We start from the raw sequence: 19,725 nt of genomic DNA on the forward strand, positions 1-19,725 counted from the left end.
GCCCTCACTTCGTTCGGTCACTCTCCGGATCATCGCGTCTACGGGGCAGGGCGGCCACATCCGGCGGGAGCGGCGGCAGCCCCGCCGCCACGCACATGAGGTCGCACCAGGCGGCGACGTGGCCGGAGAGGTCTTCCTGGGTCGGGGACCAGGACGCCCGCAGCTCGAGCTCGGTGGTGACCGGGTCGTCGGCCTTGTTGCCGAACCCCTCGGACACAGCTCTAGTCACGGTACCGCCGGCGGCAGAGTAGTCGGCGTGGTGCGCGTCGAGGGCGTCGGTGAGCCAGCTCCACGCCACCGGGCCGAGCAGCGGGTCGGAGGTGATCTCGGGCTCCATGTCGGCCCGCACGTAGGCGACCAGCCGGAACGGCCCCTCCCAGCCGCGCTGGCCGTCGGGGTCGTAGAGCAGGATCAGCCGCCCGACGGCCAGCTCGTCGTCGTCGCGGTAGACGGACGCGCCGATGGCGGCGGAGTGCGGGGCCAGCCGCTGCGGGGCGGGCAGGTCTTCGAGCTCGATCTCCGGTCTGACCTCGGCCAGCCGGAGGCTCTCGACCGCGCGCCTGAACGCCGCGGGGGCCGGTGGCAGGTCACCGTGGGTCATAGCCGAAGAGTAGGTCGAGAGGGAACGGAAGGGGACCACGGGGGTGCTCATCGTACGTGCTCAAACCGCTGCCGCTGCCAGCTGCGGGATCCGCGGCGCGGGCACGAGCGGGAGACGGGCGGGCACGTGCGGGAGGCGGGCGGGCGGCGGGACCGGCAGGGCGTGGCCGCACGCGACGCGGGCCCACTCCGGGCACTCCCCGGGCGCGTGGCCGTCGGGGCACGGCGGCTGCTCGAACGGCCGCTCACCCGCGCGGGACGCGCAGGTCTCCATGCGGCGCTCTGGGGGACTCCACAACGCGGTCATCGCACTGAGGCCTTTCGTCGGATCGTCGCTCCGACGGTGGCATGCCGCGGCGACAATTCCGCGCAACGCGCTCGGCGTGTCCCGAAAGTGGATGCTGAATCGATGCCGCGCGGGTTCTTGGCGAAGAATTGGGGCACTCAGGACCGGTTGTATGGCCCTCCATGGGAGGTGTTCGACCCGAGTGTGCGGTCCATGGCCGGTCGGCGGGTAAACATCCATTCGGCTATTCGATCATGATTTGGGCCCAGTTATGGTGGTTTTTCCGGACAGGCGGGCCGGGCTGGGGGAGTGCCGCCCGCCGGATGCCGGGACCGGAGCCGGAACATGGCACCCTTGGAGGGTGAATCTCGCCGAGTCAACGTTCCTGCGCGCCTGCCGCCGGCAGCCCGTCCCGCATCCGCCCGTGTGGTACATGCGGCAGGCCGGGCGCTCGCTGCCCGAATACCTGAAGGTGCGCGAGGGCGTGCCCATGCTGACGGCGTGCGAGACGCCCGACCTCGCCGTCGAGATCACCCTGCAGCCCGTCCGCCGCTACGGCGTCGACGCGGCCATCTTCTTCAGCGACATCGTGGTGCCGCTCAAGGCCATCGGCATCGACCTCGACATCAAGCCGGGCGTCGGCCCGGTTGTCGCCCAGCCCGTCCGCGACGCCGCCGGCCTCGCCGCGCTGCGCCCCATCGAGCCGGACGACGTCTCCTACGTCACCGAGGCGATCCGGGCCCTGGTCGGCGAGCTCGGCGGCACACCCCTGATCGGCTTCGCCGGGGCGCCCTTCACGCTCGGCTCCTACCTCGTCGAGGGCGGCCCCTCACGTCACCACGACCGCACCAAGGCCATGATGTACGGCGAGCCGCGGCTCTGGCACGACCTCATGGACCGCCTGGCCGGCATCGTCCTGGAGCACCTGCGCATCCAGGTGCGGGCGGGCGCCTCGGCGATCCAGCTCTTCGACTCCTGGGTGGGCGCGGTCGCCCCCGACGACTACCGCGAGTTCGTCCTGCCCCACACCCGCCGCATCTTCGACGGCCTGGCCGACCTCGGCGTGCCGCGGATCCACTTCGGCGTCGGCACCGGCGAGCTGCTCGGCCTGCTCGGCGAGGCCGGGGCCGACGTGGTCGGCGTCGACTGGCGGGTGCCGCTCGACGAGGCCACCCGCCGGGTCGGGCCGGGCAAGGCGCTGCAGGGCAACCTCGACCCGGCCATCCTCATGGCGCCGTGGGAGGTCGTCGAGCGCAAGGCCCGTGAGGTGCTGCGCCGCGGCGAGACCGCCGAGGGCCATGTGTTCAACCTCGGCCACGGGGTGCTCCCCGGCACCGACCCCGACCAGCTCAAGCGCCTGACCGACCTCGTTCACGGCGCCTGAGGCGCAGGCGCCGACGGGGGCTCGGGCGTCGACGGGGGCTCGGGCGCCGACGGGGGCGCGGAGGGTGTCCTGCGCCTGCGCCTGCGCCGTACGGCGACGACGGGGAAGGCGACGAGCGGCACGACGACGGCCAGCCACGGCAGCACCGCGCCGAGCACGGTCAGCGCCACCTTGCCGAACATCACCAGCGCCGCCCACCCCGCCGCAAGCCCACCGAGGAACCCGGGCGGCTGCGCCGAGGGGTCCGCCACGACGGCGCGCGGCCCGACCAGCCTCAGCGTGAGCGTGGCCATGCCCACCTGGCCCGCCAGCTCCTTCTGCTGCGCCTGCAACGACTCCAGGTCGGCCTCCCGGGCGGAGATCTCCCGCTCGACCTGCAGCACCTCGCCGATCGTGCCGGCCTTCTTCAGCAGCGCGCGCAGCGAGTCGAGCGACTGCCGCGCCGACGCGAGCCGGCTCTCCACGTCGGCCACCCGCAGGGTGACGTCCTCGGTGCCCTGGGTGAGGGAGATCTGCTCGCCGAGGTCCCTGCCGAGGGCGGTCAGCACCTCGGAGTAGCGGGCGGGCGGCACCTTGAACTCCAGCGTGGCCGAGCCCCCGCCCCGGTCCCCGGAACGGGACTCCTCCTTGGCCAGGTGCCCGCCGGTCGACGCGACGAACTGCTTGGCCCGCTGCGCCGCCGCCGCGACCTCCTTGACCCGTACGCTCAGCCGCGCCACGTAGATGACCTGGCGCTCCTGGCGGGCGACCTCCACCCCGGAGGTGACGCTCCGGCCCTGCCGCGTGCTCTCCCGCGGGGCCGCAGCGGCCTCCTCGGGCGCGCCGTCGGCCTCACCGCGGACCTCGTCGGTCACCGGCGCGCTCAGTGTCTGGGGCGTGGACGCGCCGCCGCCGCAGCCGGCCAGGAGCAGGGCCGCGCACGCGACCGGCAACGCCATGCCGAACCGGAATCTCCTCATGCCCCTGAGACGGATCCCGCACCGGACCGGTTTGCGAACGCCAGTCACGGTACGGTCACACGCCCGCCGCACCCGCGCGCCCCGGACGGGCGGGCGGGCCGCCGAGGCGGTAGCGTCTGGAGGCGTGGAAGGCAATCACGCGCACGTGGTCGTCATCGGGGGCGGCATCTCCGGTCTGGCCGCGGCGTGGCACCTGCGCCACGCCGCCCACGACGGTCACGGCCCGCCCGTCCGGGTGACGGTCATCGAGGCGAGCCCACGCGTCGGCGGCAAACTGCACGCCTCCGAGGTCGCCGGGGTCATGGTCGACGCCGGGGCGGAGTCCATGCTGGCCAGGCGGCCCGAGGGCAAGGACCTGGCCCGAGCCGCCGGGCTCGGCGACGAGCTGGTCGACCCGGGCACCACGCGGGCCGCCATCCTCAGCCGGGGCGCGCTGCGGCCGATGCCGAAGACGCAGGTCATGGGCGTGCCCGCCGACCTCACCGAGCTGGCCCGCTCCGGCATCGTCTCGCCCGGCGGGCTGCTGCGGGTGCCGATGGACCAGATACTGCCCGCCACCCTCGTCCGCACCGACGTGTCCGTCGCCGCCTACATCCGGGCCCGCATGGGCGGCGAGGTCCTCGACCGGCTCGTCGAGCCCCTCCTCGGCGGCGTCTACGCGGGCCGCGCCGACAGGCTGTCGCTGGAGGCCACGATGCCGCGGGTGGCCGCCGCCGCCCGCTCCGAACGGTCGCTGCTCAGCGCGGCCAGGCAGATCGTCCACGACGCCGCCGCCGGCGCGGGCCCCGTCTTCACCTCGCTCCGCCACGGCATGGGCAGCCTGCCCGAGGCCGTGGCCAAGGCGTCGGAGGCCGACGTGCGCACCGGCCTCACCGTCCGCGAGCTGCACCGGACCGAGAGCGGCTGGCGACTCGTGGCCGGCCCGGTGCCGCACCCCGAGACCATCGAGGCCGACGCCGTCATCGTCGCCACCCCCGGCCCCGCCGCCGCCCGGCTGCTCAAGGCCGAGGTGCCGGTCGCGTCCGCCGAGCTGGCCCGGATCGACTACGCCAGCATGGCCATCGTCACGCTCGCCTACGCGCCCACCGCCTTCCCCGAGCCGCCGACCGGCAGCGGCTACCTGGTGCCGCCCGTGGAGGGCCGGGCGGTCAAGGCGGCGACGTTCAGCTCCAACAAGTGGCCCCACCTCGGCGGCGACGCCGTCGTGATCCGGCTGTCCATCGGCCGCATCGGCGAGGAACACCTGCTGCAGCGCGACGACGCCGAGCTGGTCTCCCTCGCCACGGCGGAGCTGGCCGGCGTGCTCGGCGTGCGCGGGCTGCCCCTCGACACCCGCGTCACCCGGTGGGGCGGCTCGCTGCCGCAGTACAACGTCGGCCACCTCGACCGGGTCGCCCGGGTGCGCGCCGCCGTCGCGCCCCAGCCGGGCCTGGCCGTGTGCGGCGCCGCCTACGACGGCCTCGGCATCCCCGCGTGCGTCGCGACCGGCCGCACCGCCGCGGCCCGGATTCTGGACCACCTGTCGCGTTGAGGAGAATGTTGGCATGACTGAAGGCGCCGCGCGGCCCAAGGCCCGCGATCTCAACCAGGTGATCCGCTACACGATGTGGTCCGTCTTCAAGGCGGCCGAGCCGCTGCCCGCCGAGCGTGACCGGGTCGGCGAGGAGGTCACCGAGCTGCTGGAGCAGGCGGCCCTGAAGGACGTCGTGACGCGCGGCCTGTACGACGTGGCCGGGTTCCGCGCCGACGCCGACTACATGTTCTGGTGGCACGCGCCCACGCCCGAGGACCTGCAGGACGTCTACTCCCGGTTCCGCCGCACCACGCTCGGCCGCCACAGCGCGCCCGTGTGGTCGGCGATGGCGCTGCACCGCCCCGCCGAGTTCAACAAGTCGCACATCCCGGCGTTCCTCGCCGAGGAGGAGCCCCGGGCGTACGTGAGCGTCTACCCGTTCGTCCGCTCGCTGGAGTGGTACCTCCTGGAGGACCAGGACAGGCGGGCGATGCTGGCCGAGCACGGCCGGATGGCGCGCGAGTACCCCGACGTGCGGGCCAACACCGTGGCCTGCTTCGCGCTCAACGACTACGAGTGGATGCTGGCGTTCGAGGCCGACGAGCTGCACCGCATCGTCGACCTGATGCGCGAGCTGCGCGGCGCCCAGGCGCGCCGGCACACCCGGCTGGAGATCCCCTTCTACACCGGGGCCCGCAAGCCGGTGCGGGAGCTGCTCGCCGCCCTGCCCTAGCGCCTTCACGGATACGCCTGCACGGATCCGCTCCGGGAGTCACAATCGGCAGAGGATGGCAGGTCGTCACGGTTCGGGGGGCGTCACATGGCCGCGAGTTCGGGCGAACGCGGGCGGCATCCGTACGAACGGCCGGACCCCTTCACGGCGGACCCGCCGGCCGGCGGGCGCGCCGCCGGCCAGGGCGACGGTGATGACGTCGGCCAGGGCGACGGCGATGACGGCGGTGAAGGTGGCCGTCGCGCTGTCGGGCGGGGCGCGGCGCGGGCCGGACGGCGTCGCACACCCGGCGCGCACGGCAGGCGCGGGAGCCGCGGCACGCACGCCAAGCCCGGCAGGGCGTGGGCCGGATGGGTGTCGGTGGGCACGCTGACGCTGGCCGGCGGGATCGTGGCCCTGCTCGGCACCGGCGGCCCGCCCACGGGCACCCCGTCGGGAACGGCGGCGGCCACGGACGACGGGCCGCGCGCACGGGCGGCCGGCCCGGCCGCGGCGCGCGACGGCGACACCGGCAGGCCCCGTCCGGCGGGCTCCGCCCGGACGGCAGGCGAGGGCACGGAAGCCACCCCGGACGGCGACTCCACCGGCGGCTCGGGCAGCGGCTCGGACGGCGGCCCGGGGGCAGGCGAGGGCGGGACCGGCGCGGGCGCCGCCGCCGACGGGCGGGCGGGCACCGGGGCGGCGGGCGCCACGGCGGCCTCGCAGGACACCGACCATCAGGCGGTCGAGTACTTCCGCACCCGGTGGGGCTCCGGCGACGCGGCCGCCAAGCACGTGAAGGACATCCGCACGGTGGGCGGCTACCTGCGCATCTACACCGACCTGCCGGAGTCCGCCGACGACTCCGCCGCCGCGCTCGCCCTCTGCGAGCGCGGCCTCGCCTACCTCGGCGCGCGCGGCACGGCCGAGCCGGTGGTGTTCGTGCAGGCCAGGCCGGGTGAGAACGGCAGCCCGGTGCTGGCGAACATCCTCGGCCACGGCGACACGACCTGCCGGGTGACCCACCCCGACCCCGGTTAGCGCACGCGCACCCGGCTCGCGAAACACCGCGCGCACCGCTGGGTGACGACCCGGCCGATGCTCTCGACCGTCACCCACCGGTGCCGAAGATGGACCAGTCTCACCCGCCGGTCCTACCCCCGGCGGGCGTCCGCCACGCGCGGCGGGCGGGTCACGCCTGGGGTTCGAGACGCAGGGAGATCGAGTTGATGCAGTAGCGGTCGTCGGTGGGTGTCGCGTAGCCCTCGCCGTGGAAGACGTGGCCCAGGTGGGAGTCGCAGCGGGCGCACCGCACCTCGGTCCGGACCATGCCGAGGGTGCGGTCCTCGACCAGCGTCACCGCCTCCGACTTCGACGGCTCGAAGAAGCTCGGCCAGCCGCAGTGCGACTCGAACTTGGCGTCCGACCTGAACAGCTCCGCTCCGCACGCGCGGCAGGAGTAGACGCCCTCGGTCCTGGTGTCGACGTACTCCCCGGTGAACGGCCGCTCGGTGCCCGCCTGCCGGAGGACCTGGAACTCCTCGGGCGACAGCCGGACCCGCCACTCGGCTTCGCTCTTGACCACCTTGTCCATACGTTCAGCGTACGAGATGTGGCAAAAAGAGATCTCCACCGGGAGAGCATCCTTTCTGCGGCGAATTCGCGTCTTTGTAGGCAAGGGGGTGTCATCACCTCCTGCTCAGGGTGGGATCACTCGCCGGATCGCCCGAGCGGCACAGCCCACGCCCGTGCTGGAGCCGCAGGTGATCACCGGCCGGCCGGGTGGCGCGCCAGCGCCCGGACCGGCCCGTGGGCGGGTGGTCTGTGGTCCGTCCCGTCGAGCCCTCGGTCCCGCCACCGAGGCGCGCTCCGGGACGGACCCACCCACGGCGAACCCGAAGGCGGCGAAGGCGGGAATCGCCACCGGCTCCCTCTCGTGCCGGCTGGTTGGGCGGGCTCACCAACCCACGGCCCGAGGAGCCGTTCGATCGGCCGAGGCGGCGTCCCGGGTCCGGCTCTACGTTCGACCTATGTCTTCCGCAGCCTCCCGCTACCCGGGTCCGGGCGCTCACCTCGTGACCGCCGCCGAGTGCCGTCTCGACGCGATGCTGGCCGACGCCACCCGGCTGGTCGGCATCGAGTCCCCGAGCGCCGATCACGCGATGGTCGCCAGGAGCGCGGCCGAGGTCGCCGAGCTGGTCGGACGAAGGCTGGGCGTCGTCGCCGAGATCCGCGAGGTGGGCGGTGTCAGCCACGTGCTGTTCACGCCCGAGCGGCCACGGGTGCTGCTGCTGGGCCACCACGACACGGTGTGGCCCGAAGGGTCTCTCGCCGACCTGCCGTGCCGAGTCGTCGACGGGGTGCTCACGGGGCCGGGGTGCTTCGACATGCTGGTGGGCGTCGTGCAGGCGGTGCACGCCCTGGCGCTGCTGCTCGACGCCGGACGCCCTGACGTGCTCGACGGCGTCGCCCTGTTGATCACCGGTGACGAGGAGGTCGGCTCGGCGACCTCGCGCGCCCTCGTCGAGGAGCTCGGCGGCGGGGTGGACGCGGTGCTCGTCCTCGAACCCGCGGCTGACGGCGGCGCGCTGAAGACCGCGCGCAAGGGGGTCGACGGGTACGTCGTGGAGGTCACCGGCCGGTCGGCGCACGCCGGGCTCGAACCCGAGCGCGGCGTGAACGCGGGGCTGGAGATCGCGCGACTGGCCGGCCAGATCGCGGCGCTGTCCGATCCCCGCCTGGAGACGACCGTGACCCCGACGACGATGCGCGCGGGCACGACGACCAACACCGTGCCCGACCGGGCGCGGCTCGACGTCGACGTACGCGCCTGGACCGCGGCCGAGCTCGACCGGGTCCATGTCGCGCTCAAGGAGCTGACGCCGGCGGATCCGCGCGCCACGGTGTCCGTCCGCTCCGCGGACCGGCGACCTCCGCTGGAGTCGGGGCACACGGCCGGCCTCTATGGCCGGGCGGTCACGCTGGCGCGGCGCCTCGGTCTGCCGGATCTGGAGTCGACAGCGGTCGGCGGGGCCTCCGACGGCAACTTCACCGCGGCCCTCGGCACCCCGACCCTCGACGGGTTGGGCGCGGTCGGCGGCGGGGCGCACGGCCGCGACGAGCACGTGCTGGTCGAGTACGTCCCCGCACGCACCGCGCTGCTGGCGGCGCTGGTCGCGGATCTGCTCGGCGAACCCCCCGGGGCCCACGGTTGAGCCACGGGAGAGGTTCGTCGGGATCGCCCAAGAGGCCCGGCGGAATTCGTGAGCCGGTCTGTGCCGCGTCCTCGTCGTGCCGGTCAGGATGGCCCGGTTCGTAATAACCCTGAGGTGGAGCGGAAGCGTGAAGACGAATGGTGAAAAGTCCCCCGATGTCGGGGACGCAGTGCTCGTCACGGACAGCTGGGTTGTCGGCGCGGCGTCGCTCGCCGGCGCCGCCGCCGAGCGCGCCGGAGTGACGATCGAGCTGGCCTCCTCCCAGGCGGACTGCGAGGCCGCGAGCCAGATCTTCGATCGTGTCTGGAACCAACGGGAGGGCAGCGTGCTCTCCCCGGGCGCGTTGATCGCTCTGGCCCACAGTGGCAACTACGTCGCCGTGGTGAGGGCCGGCGACCGGGTCGTCGGCGCCGCGGCCGGCTTCTTCGCCCCGCCGCGGACGCAGACGCTGCACAGCCACATCGCCGGCGTCCTGCCCGAGCTGCGGGGACGCGGAGCGGGGAACGCCCTGAAGCTCCACCAGCGCCACTGGGCGCTGAGCGTGGGCGCCACGAGCATCACCTGGACCTTCGACCCCCTCGTGGCCCGCAACGCCTACCTGAACGTGCACCGCCTGGGCGCACGCATCGACCGCTACTTCGAGAACTTCTACGGCGACATGGGCGACGCGCTCAACGGTCACGACGACTCGGACCGGGCGCTGGCGAACTGGAACCTGCTGCGTCCGTACCCGCACCCCGCGGTGACCGTGGAGAGGGCTCCGCACTACCTGCTCCGCGCGGACGGTGACCGCCCGCTCCTGGACAAGCCCGGCTCGGGAGCGTCCCGGACCGAGCTGCTGGCCCTGCAGGTCCCCGAGAACATCGAGGCGTTGCGCCGTACGAACCCGAGCGCCGCCAGCGCCTGGCGCTTCGGCATGCGCAAGGCGATGACCTGGGCGCTCGCCGACGGCTGGGAGGTCGTCGACGTCCGTCGTGACGGCTGCTACCTGCTCGCGCGCCCGGTGGACGGGTCCGGCGGGTAGAGCCGCAACTGGAGCTGCAGCGCGAACCTGGCCGCCGGGTCGTCGAGCGAGAACCCCCCGATCTCCGACATCCTCTTGAGCCGGTACCGGAAGGTGTTCTGGTGAACGTGGGCCGCCGTGGAGGCGGTCATCACGTCACCATGGGCGTCCAGCCAGGCGCGCAACGTCTCCACCATGATCGTCGAGTCCCTGTCGTCGTCATAGGCGAGCAGCCGCGCGTAGGCGCCGAACGGCCCGCGCTTCGAGGTCAGGGCGAGATCGCGCAGCTCCAGGATGAGCGAGTCCGCCTCGATGTCGGCCGCACGGGCCACCCGGCCCGCCCCCGGCGCCGACGACGGCTCGGCGGGACGTCGGCCCAGCACCCGCAGCGCGCGGTCCGCGTCCGCCCGCGACAGCTCCAGCTCGGTGGCGTGGTGGACGACCCTGCCGATGCCCACGATGGCGCTCTCGCCGCCACGCCCGATGAAGCTCCGGCACGAGAGCTCAAGGCTGACCTCGGTGTCCTCGCGGCGGGACGGCACGAGCGCGTAGACGGTGTCGTCGAGGAGCGCGACGGCCGTGTCCGCCCAGGTTCCCGCCAGGTGGACCTGGAACGAGACCGCCAGCCGCTGCAGCTTGGTGACGTGCGCCGCGGCGGCGGTGTAGGCGCCGCCGGCCGTCTCGCTCAGCGTCAGCGCGACGACGATCAGCGGATGCTCGGCCAGGCGCAACCGGTCCAGTGCGGAACGCGCCTCGGGGCCACCGGTGAGGGCGGTGGCGACCAGGTCGGTCCGCAGCCGCCGGGCTCCGTCCGCACCGGCCCGCAACTGGAGCATGTGCAGGGCCACGAGCCGGGAGGCGTCGAGCAGCAGGTCGTCCTTCTCGGCGGTGAGCGGCTTGTCGACCACGGCCCAGATCGAGCCCAGGATCTCGTCGGCGGCGCGTACGGCGACCGCGACCCGGCCCCGGGTGACGCGGCCGTCGGGAAGAGCGAGAGGCGGCAGGAACACCGGGCGCACGGACTCGCGGATCGAGCGCAGCGCGCCGCGCTCCTCGTCGAAGGCCCAGTAGGGCTCGGGCGTCCGGCGCCCCAGGATCACCTCGACCCGGATCGGGTCGGTCTCGCCCTGGTGGTCCGAGTAGGCCAGCACCACCGAGTTGCGGTCCTCGATGGTGACGTGAGCGTCGATGAGGTCGCTGATCGCGCCCGCCATCCCGAACAGATCGCCGACCTCGCGCTCGCCCAGTTCCCGGACCTCCGGGTGCGGGGACGACTGCATGGCCGTCCCGAGCACGGTGATCACCTGCTGCCAGGACACTCCCGCCGGGAGGCCCAGCACGACCATCCCTTCGTCGGGAAGCAGCTCGTCGAGGGCCGGCGCGTTGCCGCGCGGCTGCCGGATGATCACAGCGGCGGCGTCGTGCCGGCAGGCCAGCCGGACCAGCGAGCGGACGTCGTAGGGTGCCGTGATGCCGACACCGAGCAGGATCGCCCCCCGCGGCATCGGCGGAGGGTCGTCCAGGTCGTGGACGACGACCCCGCCGACGGGCGCCACGTAGCGGGGCGTGCCCGCGAGCGTCGCGAGCAGCATCGGTCCCAGGTGCTGCAGGACCCTGCCGAGGGTCGGTCCGCGACCCGCGGACTCACCGGCGGAGGGTCGCCCCTCCTCAGCAGGACTCGGACTGCTTCCCACCGCTCACCCACTCTCGATCCCGGCGCCGCGCTCACAGCGGGGCAATTCGCCCATCGTACGCACGCTCGCCCACCGCGGATCTCGGTGGTTCCGACGAGATCCACCGGGCGGATCGGTGCGCCGGACCGAACGGCTCAGCCGGCGGCGGCGCCGACGACCGGGCGACCCGGCCGGGCGTCGAGCAGCAGGTGACCGTCGCGGACGACCGGAACCCCGTGGACGTAGACGTGCACCATGCCCCGCGACGGCTCCACCCTCCGGTACGTCGCGACGTCGCCGAACGTCGCGGGGTCGAACACGACCACGTCGGCGTCGCATCCGACCTGCAACCGGCCCTTCCGGCGGGCCCCCGGCGCGCTGGCCGCCAGCACCCGGGCCGGGACGAGCGTGCAACGACGCACCGCTTCGGCCACCGTGAGCAGGGCGAGGTCGCGCACCAGCCACCGGAACACCTTCGCGAAGCAGCCGGCGCTCCGGGGATGGGTCATCGCGCCCGGCGGGGACGGCCAGGTGTCGGCGGTCACCGGCCGCGCGTCCAGGTACGGCGTGAACGCGTCGGAGGCGATGGCCGTGTCCGGCATCAGCAGCGTCTCCAGGAGCGAGGCCCGGTCGTCGGGGTCGGCCTCGTCGAGGAAGGTCACGATCACGTCGATGGCCGGTCGGCGGGCACGCAGGTCGTCGTACTCGGCCCGATCACGGACGGCCCGGCCCTCCTCCAGAAGGTGGACGGCGGAGTGGTCGAGGCCCAGCCGGCGCAGGTTCGCGGGCGCGAGGAAGGCGGCGCCGATCTCGGTCGCGCCGGACCCGTACGGATACGCCTCGCCGGTGACCTTCAGCCCCTGCGCCGCCGCCGTCGACAGGACCCCGGCGACCTGCGCGGACTGCCGGCCGGAGGTGCTGTTCAGGTGACACAGGTGCATCGCCGCTCCGGTCGCCGCCGACGCCGCGACCACTTCCAGCACTCCTTCGAGCGAGGAGCCGGGTTCGGCTCCGGACAGGAACCGGGCATGGGTGAACGTGCCCACGCCGTGCTCCGCGGCGAGCCGGGCGACGTCGAGGTACTCGGCCCGGGTCACGCCCGGGGCGTAGCCGAGCAGCACCCCGATCCCCACGGCGCCCGCGGCGAGCTCCCCGGCGAGCATGTCCAGCAGAGCAGTGACCTGCCGGCCCGACCAGGGCTCGTCCCAGCCGGGAGCCGCGGGCAGGACGACATCCGGACCGAACCTCGCTCCGTCCCCGGCGATCGTGGCCCGCGCGTGCGCCCAACCGGCGGAGAACCCGAAGTTGATGGGACGGCCCTGCTCCCGCGCGGCCCGGACCGCGGGTGACACGGGCCAGCGGCCGGCCTCCAGGTCCAACGCGGTGGTCACGCCGTCCAGGGCCTGGAGCCGGGCGCCGACCAGCGACTGCGCGTGGCTGTGCAGGTCGATGAAGCCCGGCGCGACGACCAGGCCGGTGACGTCGACGGTCCGCCGCGCCGGTACGGGCTCCTCGGTGACGTGGGTGATCTCCCCGCCGGTGAAGGCGACCGTGCGGGCGGCGTCCAGACCGGTCTCCGGGTCGATCACCCGCCCGCCGACGAGGGCCACGTCCGCCGGGTCGGTGTGTGTGGTCAACGGGGGAACCCGTCCGCGTCGTACCGCGCGCGCCCGGCCCGGGTCCGGGCCGCCGGGATGATCAGCGGCGTTCCGGTCTCGGGGTCGTCAATGATCGAGCACGGGAGCTGGTAGACCGTCTCGATCAGCTCCGGGGTGACGATGTCCTTGGGAGCCCCATGGGCCACCACCCTCCCGTCGCGCATGGCGATCAGATGGGTCGCGTAACGCGCGGCGAGGTTGAGCTCGTGCAGCACCACCACGACCGTGCGCTCCCCGCTCTCCTGCAGCTCGGCGCAGAGGTCCAGCACCTCGACCTGGTGGGTGATGTCGAGGTAGGTCGTCGGCTCGTCGAGGAGCAGCAGGGGCGTCTCTTGAGCGAGGGCCATGGCCAGCCACACGCGCTGCCGCTGCCCGCCGGAGAGCTCGTCGACGTAGCGGGTCGCGAGCTCGCTGGTGTTGGTCCGTTCGAGCGCGTTGGTCACGGCCACGTCGTCATCGGTCGACCACTGCCGCAGGAACCTCTGGTGCGGGAAGCGCCCGCGCGCCACGAGGTCCGCCACGGTGATGCCGTCGGGGGCGATCGAGGCCTGCGGGAGGAGCCCCAGCCGGCGCGCGACCTCCTTCGACGGGTATCGCGAGATGTCCTGCCCGTCGAGGATGACGCTGCCGCGCTCCGGTTCGAGGAGCCGCGCGAGCGCGCGCAACAGCGTGGACTTGCCGCACGCGTTCGGCCCGACGATGATCGTGAGCGAACCGTCGGGGATGTCGATCGACAGGTTCTCCGCGACCACCCGCTCGCCGTACCTCAGGGACAGGTCATGGGCACGGAGGCGGTTGCCGTGGGTGTCGTGCTCGGGCCGGATGTCAGTCGTCATGGGATGGCTCACTCCAGGTCAGAGTCGGGAGGCGCGGCTCTGCTGGTACAGCAGCCAGGCCAGATACGTACCGCCGATACAGAGCGTCGGGATGCCGACCGGCATCTGGGCGTCCGGCCAGACGCGCTGGGCGGCCAGATCGCTCACGACCAGGATCAGCGCCCCCATCAGAGCCGCGGGCACGACGGACACCGAGCCGCCGGTCAGGCGGCGCATGATCTGCGGCGCGGCCAGGGCGACGAACGCGATCGGCCCGGCGGTCGCGACGGCTCCCGCGCACAGCACCGTGCCGATCACCAGCAGCCGGCGACGGGTCACCTTGACACGGACGCCGAGCCCCTGCGCGAGATCGTCGCCCATCTCCAGGAGGCGCATCCGGCTGCCGATCGCGAGCACCGGGACGGTCAGCACCCCGACGGTCAGGGCGATGATCTGAACCTGCTGCCAGTCCGCTCCGTTGAGGCTGCCCACCAGCCAGGTGTACGCGCTCTCGGCGTTCTGCAGCCGGGCCCGGAGCAGCAGGTAGGAGACGAGGCTGTCGAGCAGCGCGGTGGCGGCGACACCGACCAGGATCAGGCGGAACCCCTGGATGCCGCGGCGATACGCGAGCCGGTAGACGACGGCGGCCGTGACGAAGCCACCGATGACGGCGCCCAGCATGCCGGAGACTTCCTGACCTCCGACGACCAGCACCGCGGCCACGGCGCCCGCGGAGGCGCCCATCGTGAAGCCCATGATCTCCGGGCTGCCCAGCGGGTTGCGGGTCACCGACTGGAAGATCGCGCCACTGGCCCCCAGCGCGAGACCGACCAGCGCGGCGGTGAGCAGCCGGGGAAGCCGGAGGTTGTAGATCACGAACTCCTGGGCCAGGGTGCTCTGGCCGGTCAGCGTCGCCAGGACCTCGCCCGGGGACATCGGGTAGTCGCCGACGCACAACTGCACCAGGGCGAAGCCGAGGGCGGCCAGCAGGACCGCGAGGCTCACGAGCACCGCGCGCGGGCGCCAGAGGACCGTCCACTCACCCCACGACAGCCGCGCGGCCGAGTGCGAGGCCGCCTGCCCGCGGCGGGCGCGTTCCACGGCGCTCACAGCCCGGCCATCCTGCGCCGGCGGATCAGGTAGACGAACACGGGCGCGCCGACGACGGCGGTGACCAGTGCCGTGGGCAGCTCACCGGGCCGGGCGATCAGCCGCCCGGTCAGGTCGGCGGCCACCATGAGGATCGGCCCGACGAGGAGGCAGTAGGGCAGCAGCCAGCGATGGTCGGGCCCGGTGAAGCTGCGCACCATGTGCGGCACGACCAGCCCGACGAACGATATCGGGCCGGCCGCGGCGGTGGCGGCCCCGCACAACAACGTCGTCGTGACGACTCCCAGGAGGCGCGTGCGCGCCACGTTGGCCCCGAGTCCCCGCGCCGCGTCCTCACCGAGGGACAGCGCGTTGAGCGACGAGACCAGGAACAGCGTCAGCACCACTCCGACCACGATGAACGGCGCCACCTGCATCACCACCGGAGCCGTCCGGCCGGACAACGTCCCGACGCTCCACGCCCGGAACCCGTTGAACACCGTCGACGACAGCAGGACGATCGCGGAGATCACTCCCGCGAGCGCCGCGGTGATGGCCGCTCCCGCCAGGGCGAGCCGCGCCGGGCTGGCTCCGGCCGTACCCGCCGAGCCGAGCGCGTAGACCGCCACCGTCGCGATGGCGGCTCCGATGAGGGCGAACCAGACGTAGCCGGTGAGCGCGGTGACCCCGAGGTACGCCATCGCGACCACCACGCCCAGGGAGGCCCCGGCGTTCACCCCGAGCAGGCCGGGCTCGGCGAGCGGGTTGCGGCTCAACGCCTGCATCAGCGCGCCCGCGACCGCCAGCGCGGCGCCGACCAGCACCGCCAGCAGCGTCCGCGGCAACCGGACGCCGCGCACGATGACGTCGGCATCGGTGCCGCCCACGGTGAGCGAACGCCACACGTCCCCGAGCGGCAGGTTCTCGGCGCCCAGGGCCAGGCTCGCCGCCGACAGCAGGAGCAGGATCGCGGCGGCGACACCGAGTCCGATCGTCAGCCGCCGCCGGACGGAACGCCCCGCCGCCGGAGCCGGTGCCGGTGCCGGTGGCGTCTCGGTGCTCAACGGACCGGCTCCAGCTCGCACCAGTGGGTGAGACAGTTGCCCACCCGGTCCCCGCCCTCGCCGTGCTTGACCGCCCGGGCGGCTCCCGCCAGGCGGTCGGCGCCGACGTCGAGGGCGAGTTCGAGCAACGGGCCGGCCCGCAGCGCGTCGGGAGTGGGCAGCTGCAGGTCGGCCGCGAACATCACGTCGTACACCGGGTCCGGCTCGACGCGGGCCGGTGTCCGGGCGGCGTCGGCCACCTCGATCCACGCCGCCCCGTCGCCGAAGACGCCGATCCGCAGGGGTATCGCGCCGGAGGGGGTCTCCACCTGGCCGGACCACTCGCCGACCGGCACGGCCGGGGAGGTCCGCGCGGCCGGCTCCGAGCCGATGCGGCTCACCAGGCCCTCCAGGAGCAGCTCGCACGCCGCGCGGGCCTGCTCGAAGGACCCGGTGCGGTTGACGACGGCGGCGGCGCTCACCCCGAGCTCCGGGAGGACGGCGATCGACGCGCCCACCCCGCACATGTCTCCGACGTGGGTCAGCACCTCGACACCGCCGGGGTACCGGGCGTTCCACCCGAGACCGTAGACGTCGGGCCGTTCCGTGGACGGCCGCGCGGCCGGCACACCGGGCGTCCGCAGTGCCTCGGCCGAGGCGGGAGCCACCATCGTGGACCCGTTCGTGTGCGTCAGCCCGAACCTGGCCAGGTCGGAGGCCGACATCCAGGCCAGGCTGGCGGCCGGGTGGCTCGTGTCGATCGTCGGGTAGGGAAGGTGCCGCGCCGCCGTGTAGGGCACCGCCGCGTCCGCTCCTCCGGCGCCGGGACCGTACGCGGCGGAGGCCAGTCCCAACGGCCGGAACAGATACCGGTCCAGCAGGTCGCTCAGCGGCCGGCCCGTCGCCGCGGACAGCCACGGCTCCAGCACGCCGTACCCCAGGTTGGCGTACTCGAAGCGGGTGCCCGGGTCGTGGATCAGGACGCCGTACCGCTCGATGGTCTGCCGGATGCCCGGGGCCGGTTCGCCGTAGGCGAAGTCCCAGTACTGTCCGAACCCGGCGGTGTGGTTCAGCGCCTGGCGCGCGGTCGGCCGTCCGCGGCGTCCGGGCCGCTGCCGGTCGAGCCAGGGCAACCGATCGGCCAGCGGCTGGTCGAGATCGACGAGCCGCTGCTCGGCGAGCACGAGGCAGAGGGTCGCGACGATGGGCTTGGTGACCGAGGCCAGCAGGTACGGCGTGTCGCCGGTGGCCGGCCGCCCCCGGAGGTCGGCCATCCCGAAGCCGCGGGCCTCCACCCGGTCGCCGTGGGCGATCGCGAGCGAGAGCGACGGCAACCCGTGCCGGGTCATCAGCTCCTCGATCCGGTCGGTGACCTGGTCGAGGCCCGGTATCGCGGTGGTGTCGGTCATCGTTCGTAGCTCCAGACGTCCACGGTGAACTTGCTCAGCAGGTCCGGATCGGGCGCGGCGCCGATACCGGGACCGGACGGGACCGTCACGTGCCCGTCCGCGTCGAGCGTGACGGGGGTGGTGAGGTCGCACTCGTAGAACCGGTCGGAGGCCGAGGTGTCACCCGGGAGGGTGAATCCCGGGAGCGCGGCCAGGGCGATGTTGGCCCGCCGGCCGAGGCCGCTCTCCAGCATGCCGCCGCACCATACGGCCACCCCGTGGGCTCGGGCGAGGTCGTGGATGCGTCGTGCCTCCAGGTACCCGCCGACGCGTCCGGGTTTGATGTTGATGATGCGCGTGGCGCCCATCGAGATCGCCGCCGCGGCCGACCTGGCCGACACCACGGATTCGTCCAGGCACAGCGGGGTCGTCAGCAGCTCGGCCAGCCGGGCGTGCTGGTAGAGGTCGTCGTGGTGCAGGGGCTGCTCGATGAGCAGCAGCCCGAACTCGTCGAGCCGCCGAAGGAGCGCGGCGTCGGCGAGGTCGTAGGCCGCGTTGGCGTCGACCTGCAGCGGCAGCTCGTCGCCGAACCGCTGCCGGACCGCCCGGACCGGCTCCAGGTCCCAGCCGGGCTGGATCTTGAGTTTGATCCGCCGGTATCCCTCGTCCAGGAACCCGCCCACGACGTCCAGCAGAGCGGGCACCGACGGCTGGATGCCGACCGAGACGCCGGCCGGGACTCTCGTCCTGGTGGCGCCGAAGTACTGGGCGAGGGACACCCCTCGGAGGCGGAGTTCGAGGTCGAGGACCGCCAGTTCCAGGGCCGCCTTCGCCATCGGGTGGCCGACCACGCCGCTCAGCGCCGGCGCCACGTCCTCCGCGGTGCGGACCTCCGCCGCGACGAGTCGCGGCAGCAGGAACGAACGCATGACATCGACGGCGCCACTGGTGTGCTCGCTGGAATAGGTCGGCTCCCGCTCGGCCACGCACTCGCCCCAGCCCTCGGCGCCGCCGCCCGCGAGGCGCACCAGGACGAACTCGCGCTCGGTGCTGACGCCGTTCGACGTCTGGAAAGGGGCGCGGAGCGGCAACCGCACGGTTCGTATCTCGACGGCCTCGATCAGCCCGCTCATGTGTTCCTCTCGTCGGTGCTCTGTTCGGATCGGGGCTGTCAGGAGGAGAAGTTCTCGACCTTGGTGTCGGTGGTCCCGTCGACGGCCAGCTTGATCTGCGGGATGACGTGCTTGAGGGCGTACGGCAGGCTCAGGACGGTGCCCCAGTCCATCGACCAGAACGCGGAGTCGTGCTTCATCCCGGTCGACCAGAGGGAGCGTCCCTCCTTGGTGGACTTCAGCTTGGAGACGACCGGGTTCTTCTTCAGTGCCTCCACCTGACCACCGTCGGTGGTCCACAGCACGAGGTCGGCCTCGCCGATGAGGGAGAGCTTCTCGGAGGAGATGTCCGCGGTGTAGGCGCTGCCCACCAGCGCGTCCAGCTCGGGCAGGGTCTTGAAGCCGAGGTCGGTGAAGAACTTGGAGCGGGGGGTGGTGGCACCGATCACCTTGAACGTGTCGCCCCAGCACTCGGCGATCGCCACGGTCAGGCCGGCGAAGCCCGGGTTCTCGGCGACGGCCGCCGCCACCTGCTTCTTGATGCCGTCCACCAGCGCCTTGCCCTGCTCCTCCTTGCCCAGGACGCGCGCGAGCATGTCGGTCTGCTGGTCCAGCGGCGAGTTCCAGTCGGTGAACCCCTTGGGCTGTGCCACCACCGGGCAGATCGCGCTGAGCTTGTCGTACTCCTTCTTCGTCATGCCGCCCATCACGCCGGTGATCAGGTCCGGCTGCAGGGCGAGGATCTTCTCGATGGAGTACTCCTCGAAGTCGAGGAAGGCCGGCTGCTCCGTGAACGCGTGCTGGTTCCACGGATGCAGCGGCGAGTACCAGTCACCGCTGAACACCCCGACGGCGACGGGCGGCACGCCGAGGGCCACGAGGACGTCGATGTCGGTCTGGCCCAGAGCGACGATGCGCCTGGGGTTCTTGGGAACGGTGGTTGTGCCGTAGGCGTGCTCGACGACGACGTCCTTGCCGGCCGGGTCCTTGCCGGCGGGGTCCGCGCTGACGGTGCTCCCGCCCGACGGCTTGTTGTCCTCGTTCGCGCAGCCCGGAACCGTGAGCGTCACGCCCAACGCACCCAGCCCGAACAAGAAGCCACGTCGTCCGAGGTTGTTCTGTGAGGTGGCGCGCGGCGCGCTGCCTGCCATTGGCCTGATCATGTCGGACCACTCCTCCACGCATTGCATCCCGCTCTGGGGTGCCGCATACACTAGGTCGGCACATCGCCGCACTTCGTCGGCGATTCCGACGAACTCTGCGCCGCCGATCCGT

At 73.2% G+C, this 19,725-nt stretch carries 18 protein-coding genes; 6 read left to right on the forward strand and 12 right to left on the reverse strand.

Translation table 11 applies throughout. The features are described from left to right. Positions 1 to 4: 4 nt before the first annotated feature. Complete coding sequence (locus ACGF0J_RS03540; RefSeq protein ID WP_393141859.1) at positions 5 to 601, reverse strand: DUF3000 domain-containing protein; 597 nt, start codon at positions 599 to 601, stop codon at positions 5 to 7. 709 nt (positions 602 to 1,310) lie between these two features. Here ACGF0J_RS03540 and hemE point away from each other — a divergent pair. Next, positions 1,311 to 2,270, forward strand: coding sequence for a uroporphyrinogen decarboxylase (gene hemE, locus ACGF0J_RS03545; RefSeq protein ID WP_393142707.1), 960 nt, complete (start codon positions 1,311 to 1,313; stop codon positions 2,268 to 2,270). Here the strand turns inward: hemE and ACGF0J_RS03550 are convergent. Further along, the gene (locus ACGF0J_RS03550) at positions 2,258 to 3,229 is read right to left on the reverse strand and encodes a DUF4349 domain-containing protein (RefSeq protein WP_393141860.1); all 972 of its coding nucleotides are present in this window, start codon (positions 3,227 to 3,229) and stop codon (positions 2,258 to 2,260) included. The two genes, hemE and ACGF0J_RS03550, sit on opposite strands and share 13 nt — an antisense overlap. A gap of 124 nt (positions 3,230 to 3,353) precedes the next feature. On the opposite strand from ACGF0J_RS03550, the gene hemG reads away from it, so the two are divergent. Continuing rightward, positions 3,354 to 4,760, forward strand: coding sequence for a protoporphyrinogen oxidase (hemG, locus tag ACGF0J_RS03555; protein WP_393141861.1), 1,407 nt, complete (start codon positions 3,354 to 3,356; stop codon positions 4,758 to 4,760). Positions 4,761 to 4,773: 13 nt separating this feature from the next. After that, on the forward strand, positions 4,774 to 5,475 hold the full coding sequence (hemQ, locus tag ACGF0J_RS03560; protein ID WP_393141862.1) for a hydrogen peroxide-dependent heme synthase: 702 nt from the start codon (positions 4,774 to 4,776) through the stop codon (positions 5,473 to 5,475). 66 nt (positions 5,476 to 5,541) lie between these two features. On the opposite strand, the gene ACGF0J_RS03565 is transcribed toward hemQ, so the two are convergent. After that, positions 5,542 to 5,772 carry a hypothetical protein gene (locus ACGF0J_RS03565; protein WP_393141863.1) on the reverse strand — a complete coding sequence of 77 codons (231 nt, stop codon included), beginning with the start codon at positions 5,770 to 5,772 and terminating at the stop codon, positions 5,542 to 5,544. Positions 5,773 to 5,835: 63 nt separating this feature from the next. Here ACGF0J_RS03565 and ACGF0J_RS03570 point away from each other — a divergent pair, with 63 nt between their 5' ends. Beyond that, positions 5,836 to 6,495, forward strand: a complete 660-nt coding sequence (locus ACGF0J_RS03570) for a hypothetical protein (protein WP_393141864.1) — start codon at positions 5,836 to 5,838, stop codon at positions 6,493 to 6,495. A 151-nt stretch (positions 6,496 to 6,646) separates the two neighbouring features. On the opposite strand, the gene msrB is transcribed toward ACGF0J_RS03570, so the two are convergent. Beyond that, complete coding sequence (msrB, locus tag ACGF0J_RS03575; protein ID WP_393141865.1) at positions 6,647 to 7,048, reverse strand: peptide-methionine (R)-S-oxide reductase MsrB; 402 nt, start codon at positions 7,046 to 7,048, stop codon at positions 6,647 to 6,649. 436 nt (positions 7,049 to 7,484) lie between these two features. Between msrB and ACGF0J_RS03580 the strand changes: the two genes are divergently transcribed. Together ACGF0J_RS03580 and ACGF0J_RS03585 are read left to right on the forward strand one after the other, a co-directional pair. After that, positions 7,485 to 8,669 carry a M20 family metallopeptidase gene (locus ACGF0J_RS03580; protein ID WP_393141866.1) on the forward strand — a complete coding sequence of 395 codons (1,185 nt, stop codon included), beginning with the start codon at positions 7,485 to 7,487 and terminating at the stop codon, positions 8,667 to 8,669. 169 nt (positions 8,670 to 8,838) lie between these two features. Beyond that, positions 8,839 to 9,693 (forward strand): GNAT family N-acetyltransferase, encoded by an 855-nt coding sequence (locus ACGF0J_RS03585; RefSeq protein ID WP_393141867.1) that lies wholly within the window; start codon positions 8,839 to 8,841, stop codon positions 9,691 to 9,693. Here the strand turns inward: ACGF0J_RS03585 and ACGF0J_RS03590 are convergent. The 8 genes from ACGF0J_RS03590 to ACGF0J_RS03625 form a co-directional block, all read right to left on the reverse strand. Next, on the reverse strand, positions 9,654 to 11,264 hold the full coding sequence (locus ACGF0J_RS03590) for a PucR family transcriptional regulator (RefSeq protein WP_393141868.1): 1,611 nt from the start codon (positions 11,262 to 11,264) through the stop codon (positions 9,654 to 9,656). The two genes, ACGF0J_RS03585 and ACGF0J_RS03590, sit on opposite strands and share 40 nt — an antisense overlap. Positions 11,265 to 11,500: 236 nt before the next feature. Further along, positions 11,501 to 12,982, reverse strand: coding sequence for an amidohydrolase family protein (locus tag ACGF0J_RS03595; RefSeq protein WP_393141869.1), 1,482 nt, complete (start codon positions 12,980 to 12,982; stop codon positions 11,501 to 11,503). Beyond that, complete coding sequence (locus ACGF0J_RS03600) at positions 12,979 to 13,839, reverse strand: ABC transporter ATP-binding protein (protein ID WP_393141870.1); 861 nt, start codon at positions 13,837 to 13,839, stop codon at positions 12,979 to 12,981. Before ACGF0J_RS03600 ends, ACGF0J_RS03595 begins: the two co-directional genes overlap by 4 nt. Before the next feature lie 18 nt (positions 13,840 to 13,857). Next, positions 13,858 to 14,928, reverse strand: a complete 1,071-nt coding sequence (locus ACGF0J_RS03605; RefSeq protein ID WP_393141871.1) for a FecCD family ABC transporter permease — start codon at positions 14,926 to 14,928, stop codon at positions 13,858 to 13,860. After that, positions 14,925 to 15,971: a FecCD family ABC transporter permease gene (locus tag ACGF0J_RS03610; RefSeq protein WP_393141872.1), complete on the reverse strand. Its 1,047-nt coding sequence runs from the start codon at positions 15,969 to 15,971 to the stop codon at positions 14,925 to 14,927. Before ACGF0J_RS03610 ends, ACGF0J_RS03605 begins: the two co-directional genes overlap by 4 nt. Then, positions 15,968 to 17,359: a serine hydrolase domain-containing protein gene (locus ACGF0J_RS03615; RefSeq protein WP_393141873.1), complete on the reverse strand. Its 1,392-nt coding sequence runs from the start codon at positions 17,357 to 17,359 to the stop codon at positions 15,968 to 15,970. Before ACGF0J_RS03615 ends, ACGF0J_RS03610 begins: the two co-directional genes overlap by 4 nt. Continuing rightward, complete coding sequence (gene menC, locus ACGF0J_RS03620; protein ID WP_393141874.1) at positions 17,356 to 18,471, reverse strand: o-succinylbenzoate synthase; 1,116 nt, start codon at positions 18,469 to 18,471, stop codon at positions 17,356 to 17,358. The genes ACGF0J_RS03615 and menC overlap by 4 nt, the downstream gene beginning before the upstream one ends. A 38-nt stretch (positions 18,472 to 18,509) precedes the next feature. Then, positions 18,510 to 19,520 (reverse strand): ABC transporter substrate-binding protein, encoded by a 1,011-nt coding sequence (locus ACGF0J_RS03625; RefSeq protein WP_393141875.1) that lies wholly within the window; start codon positions 19,518 to 19,520, stop codon positions 18,510 to 18,512. Between the last annotated feature and the right edge of the window lie 205 nt (positions 19,521 to 19,725).

Origin of the sequence: Nonomuraea sp. NPDC047897 (genome assembly GCF_043204415.1) — a bacterium.
GTDB lineage: Bacteria > Actinomycetota > Actinomycetes > Streptosporangiales > Streptosporangiaceae > Nonomuraea.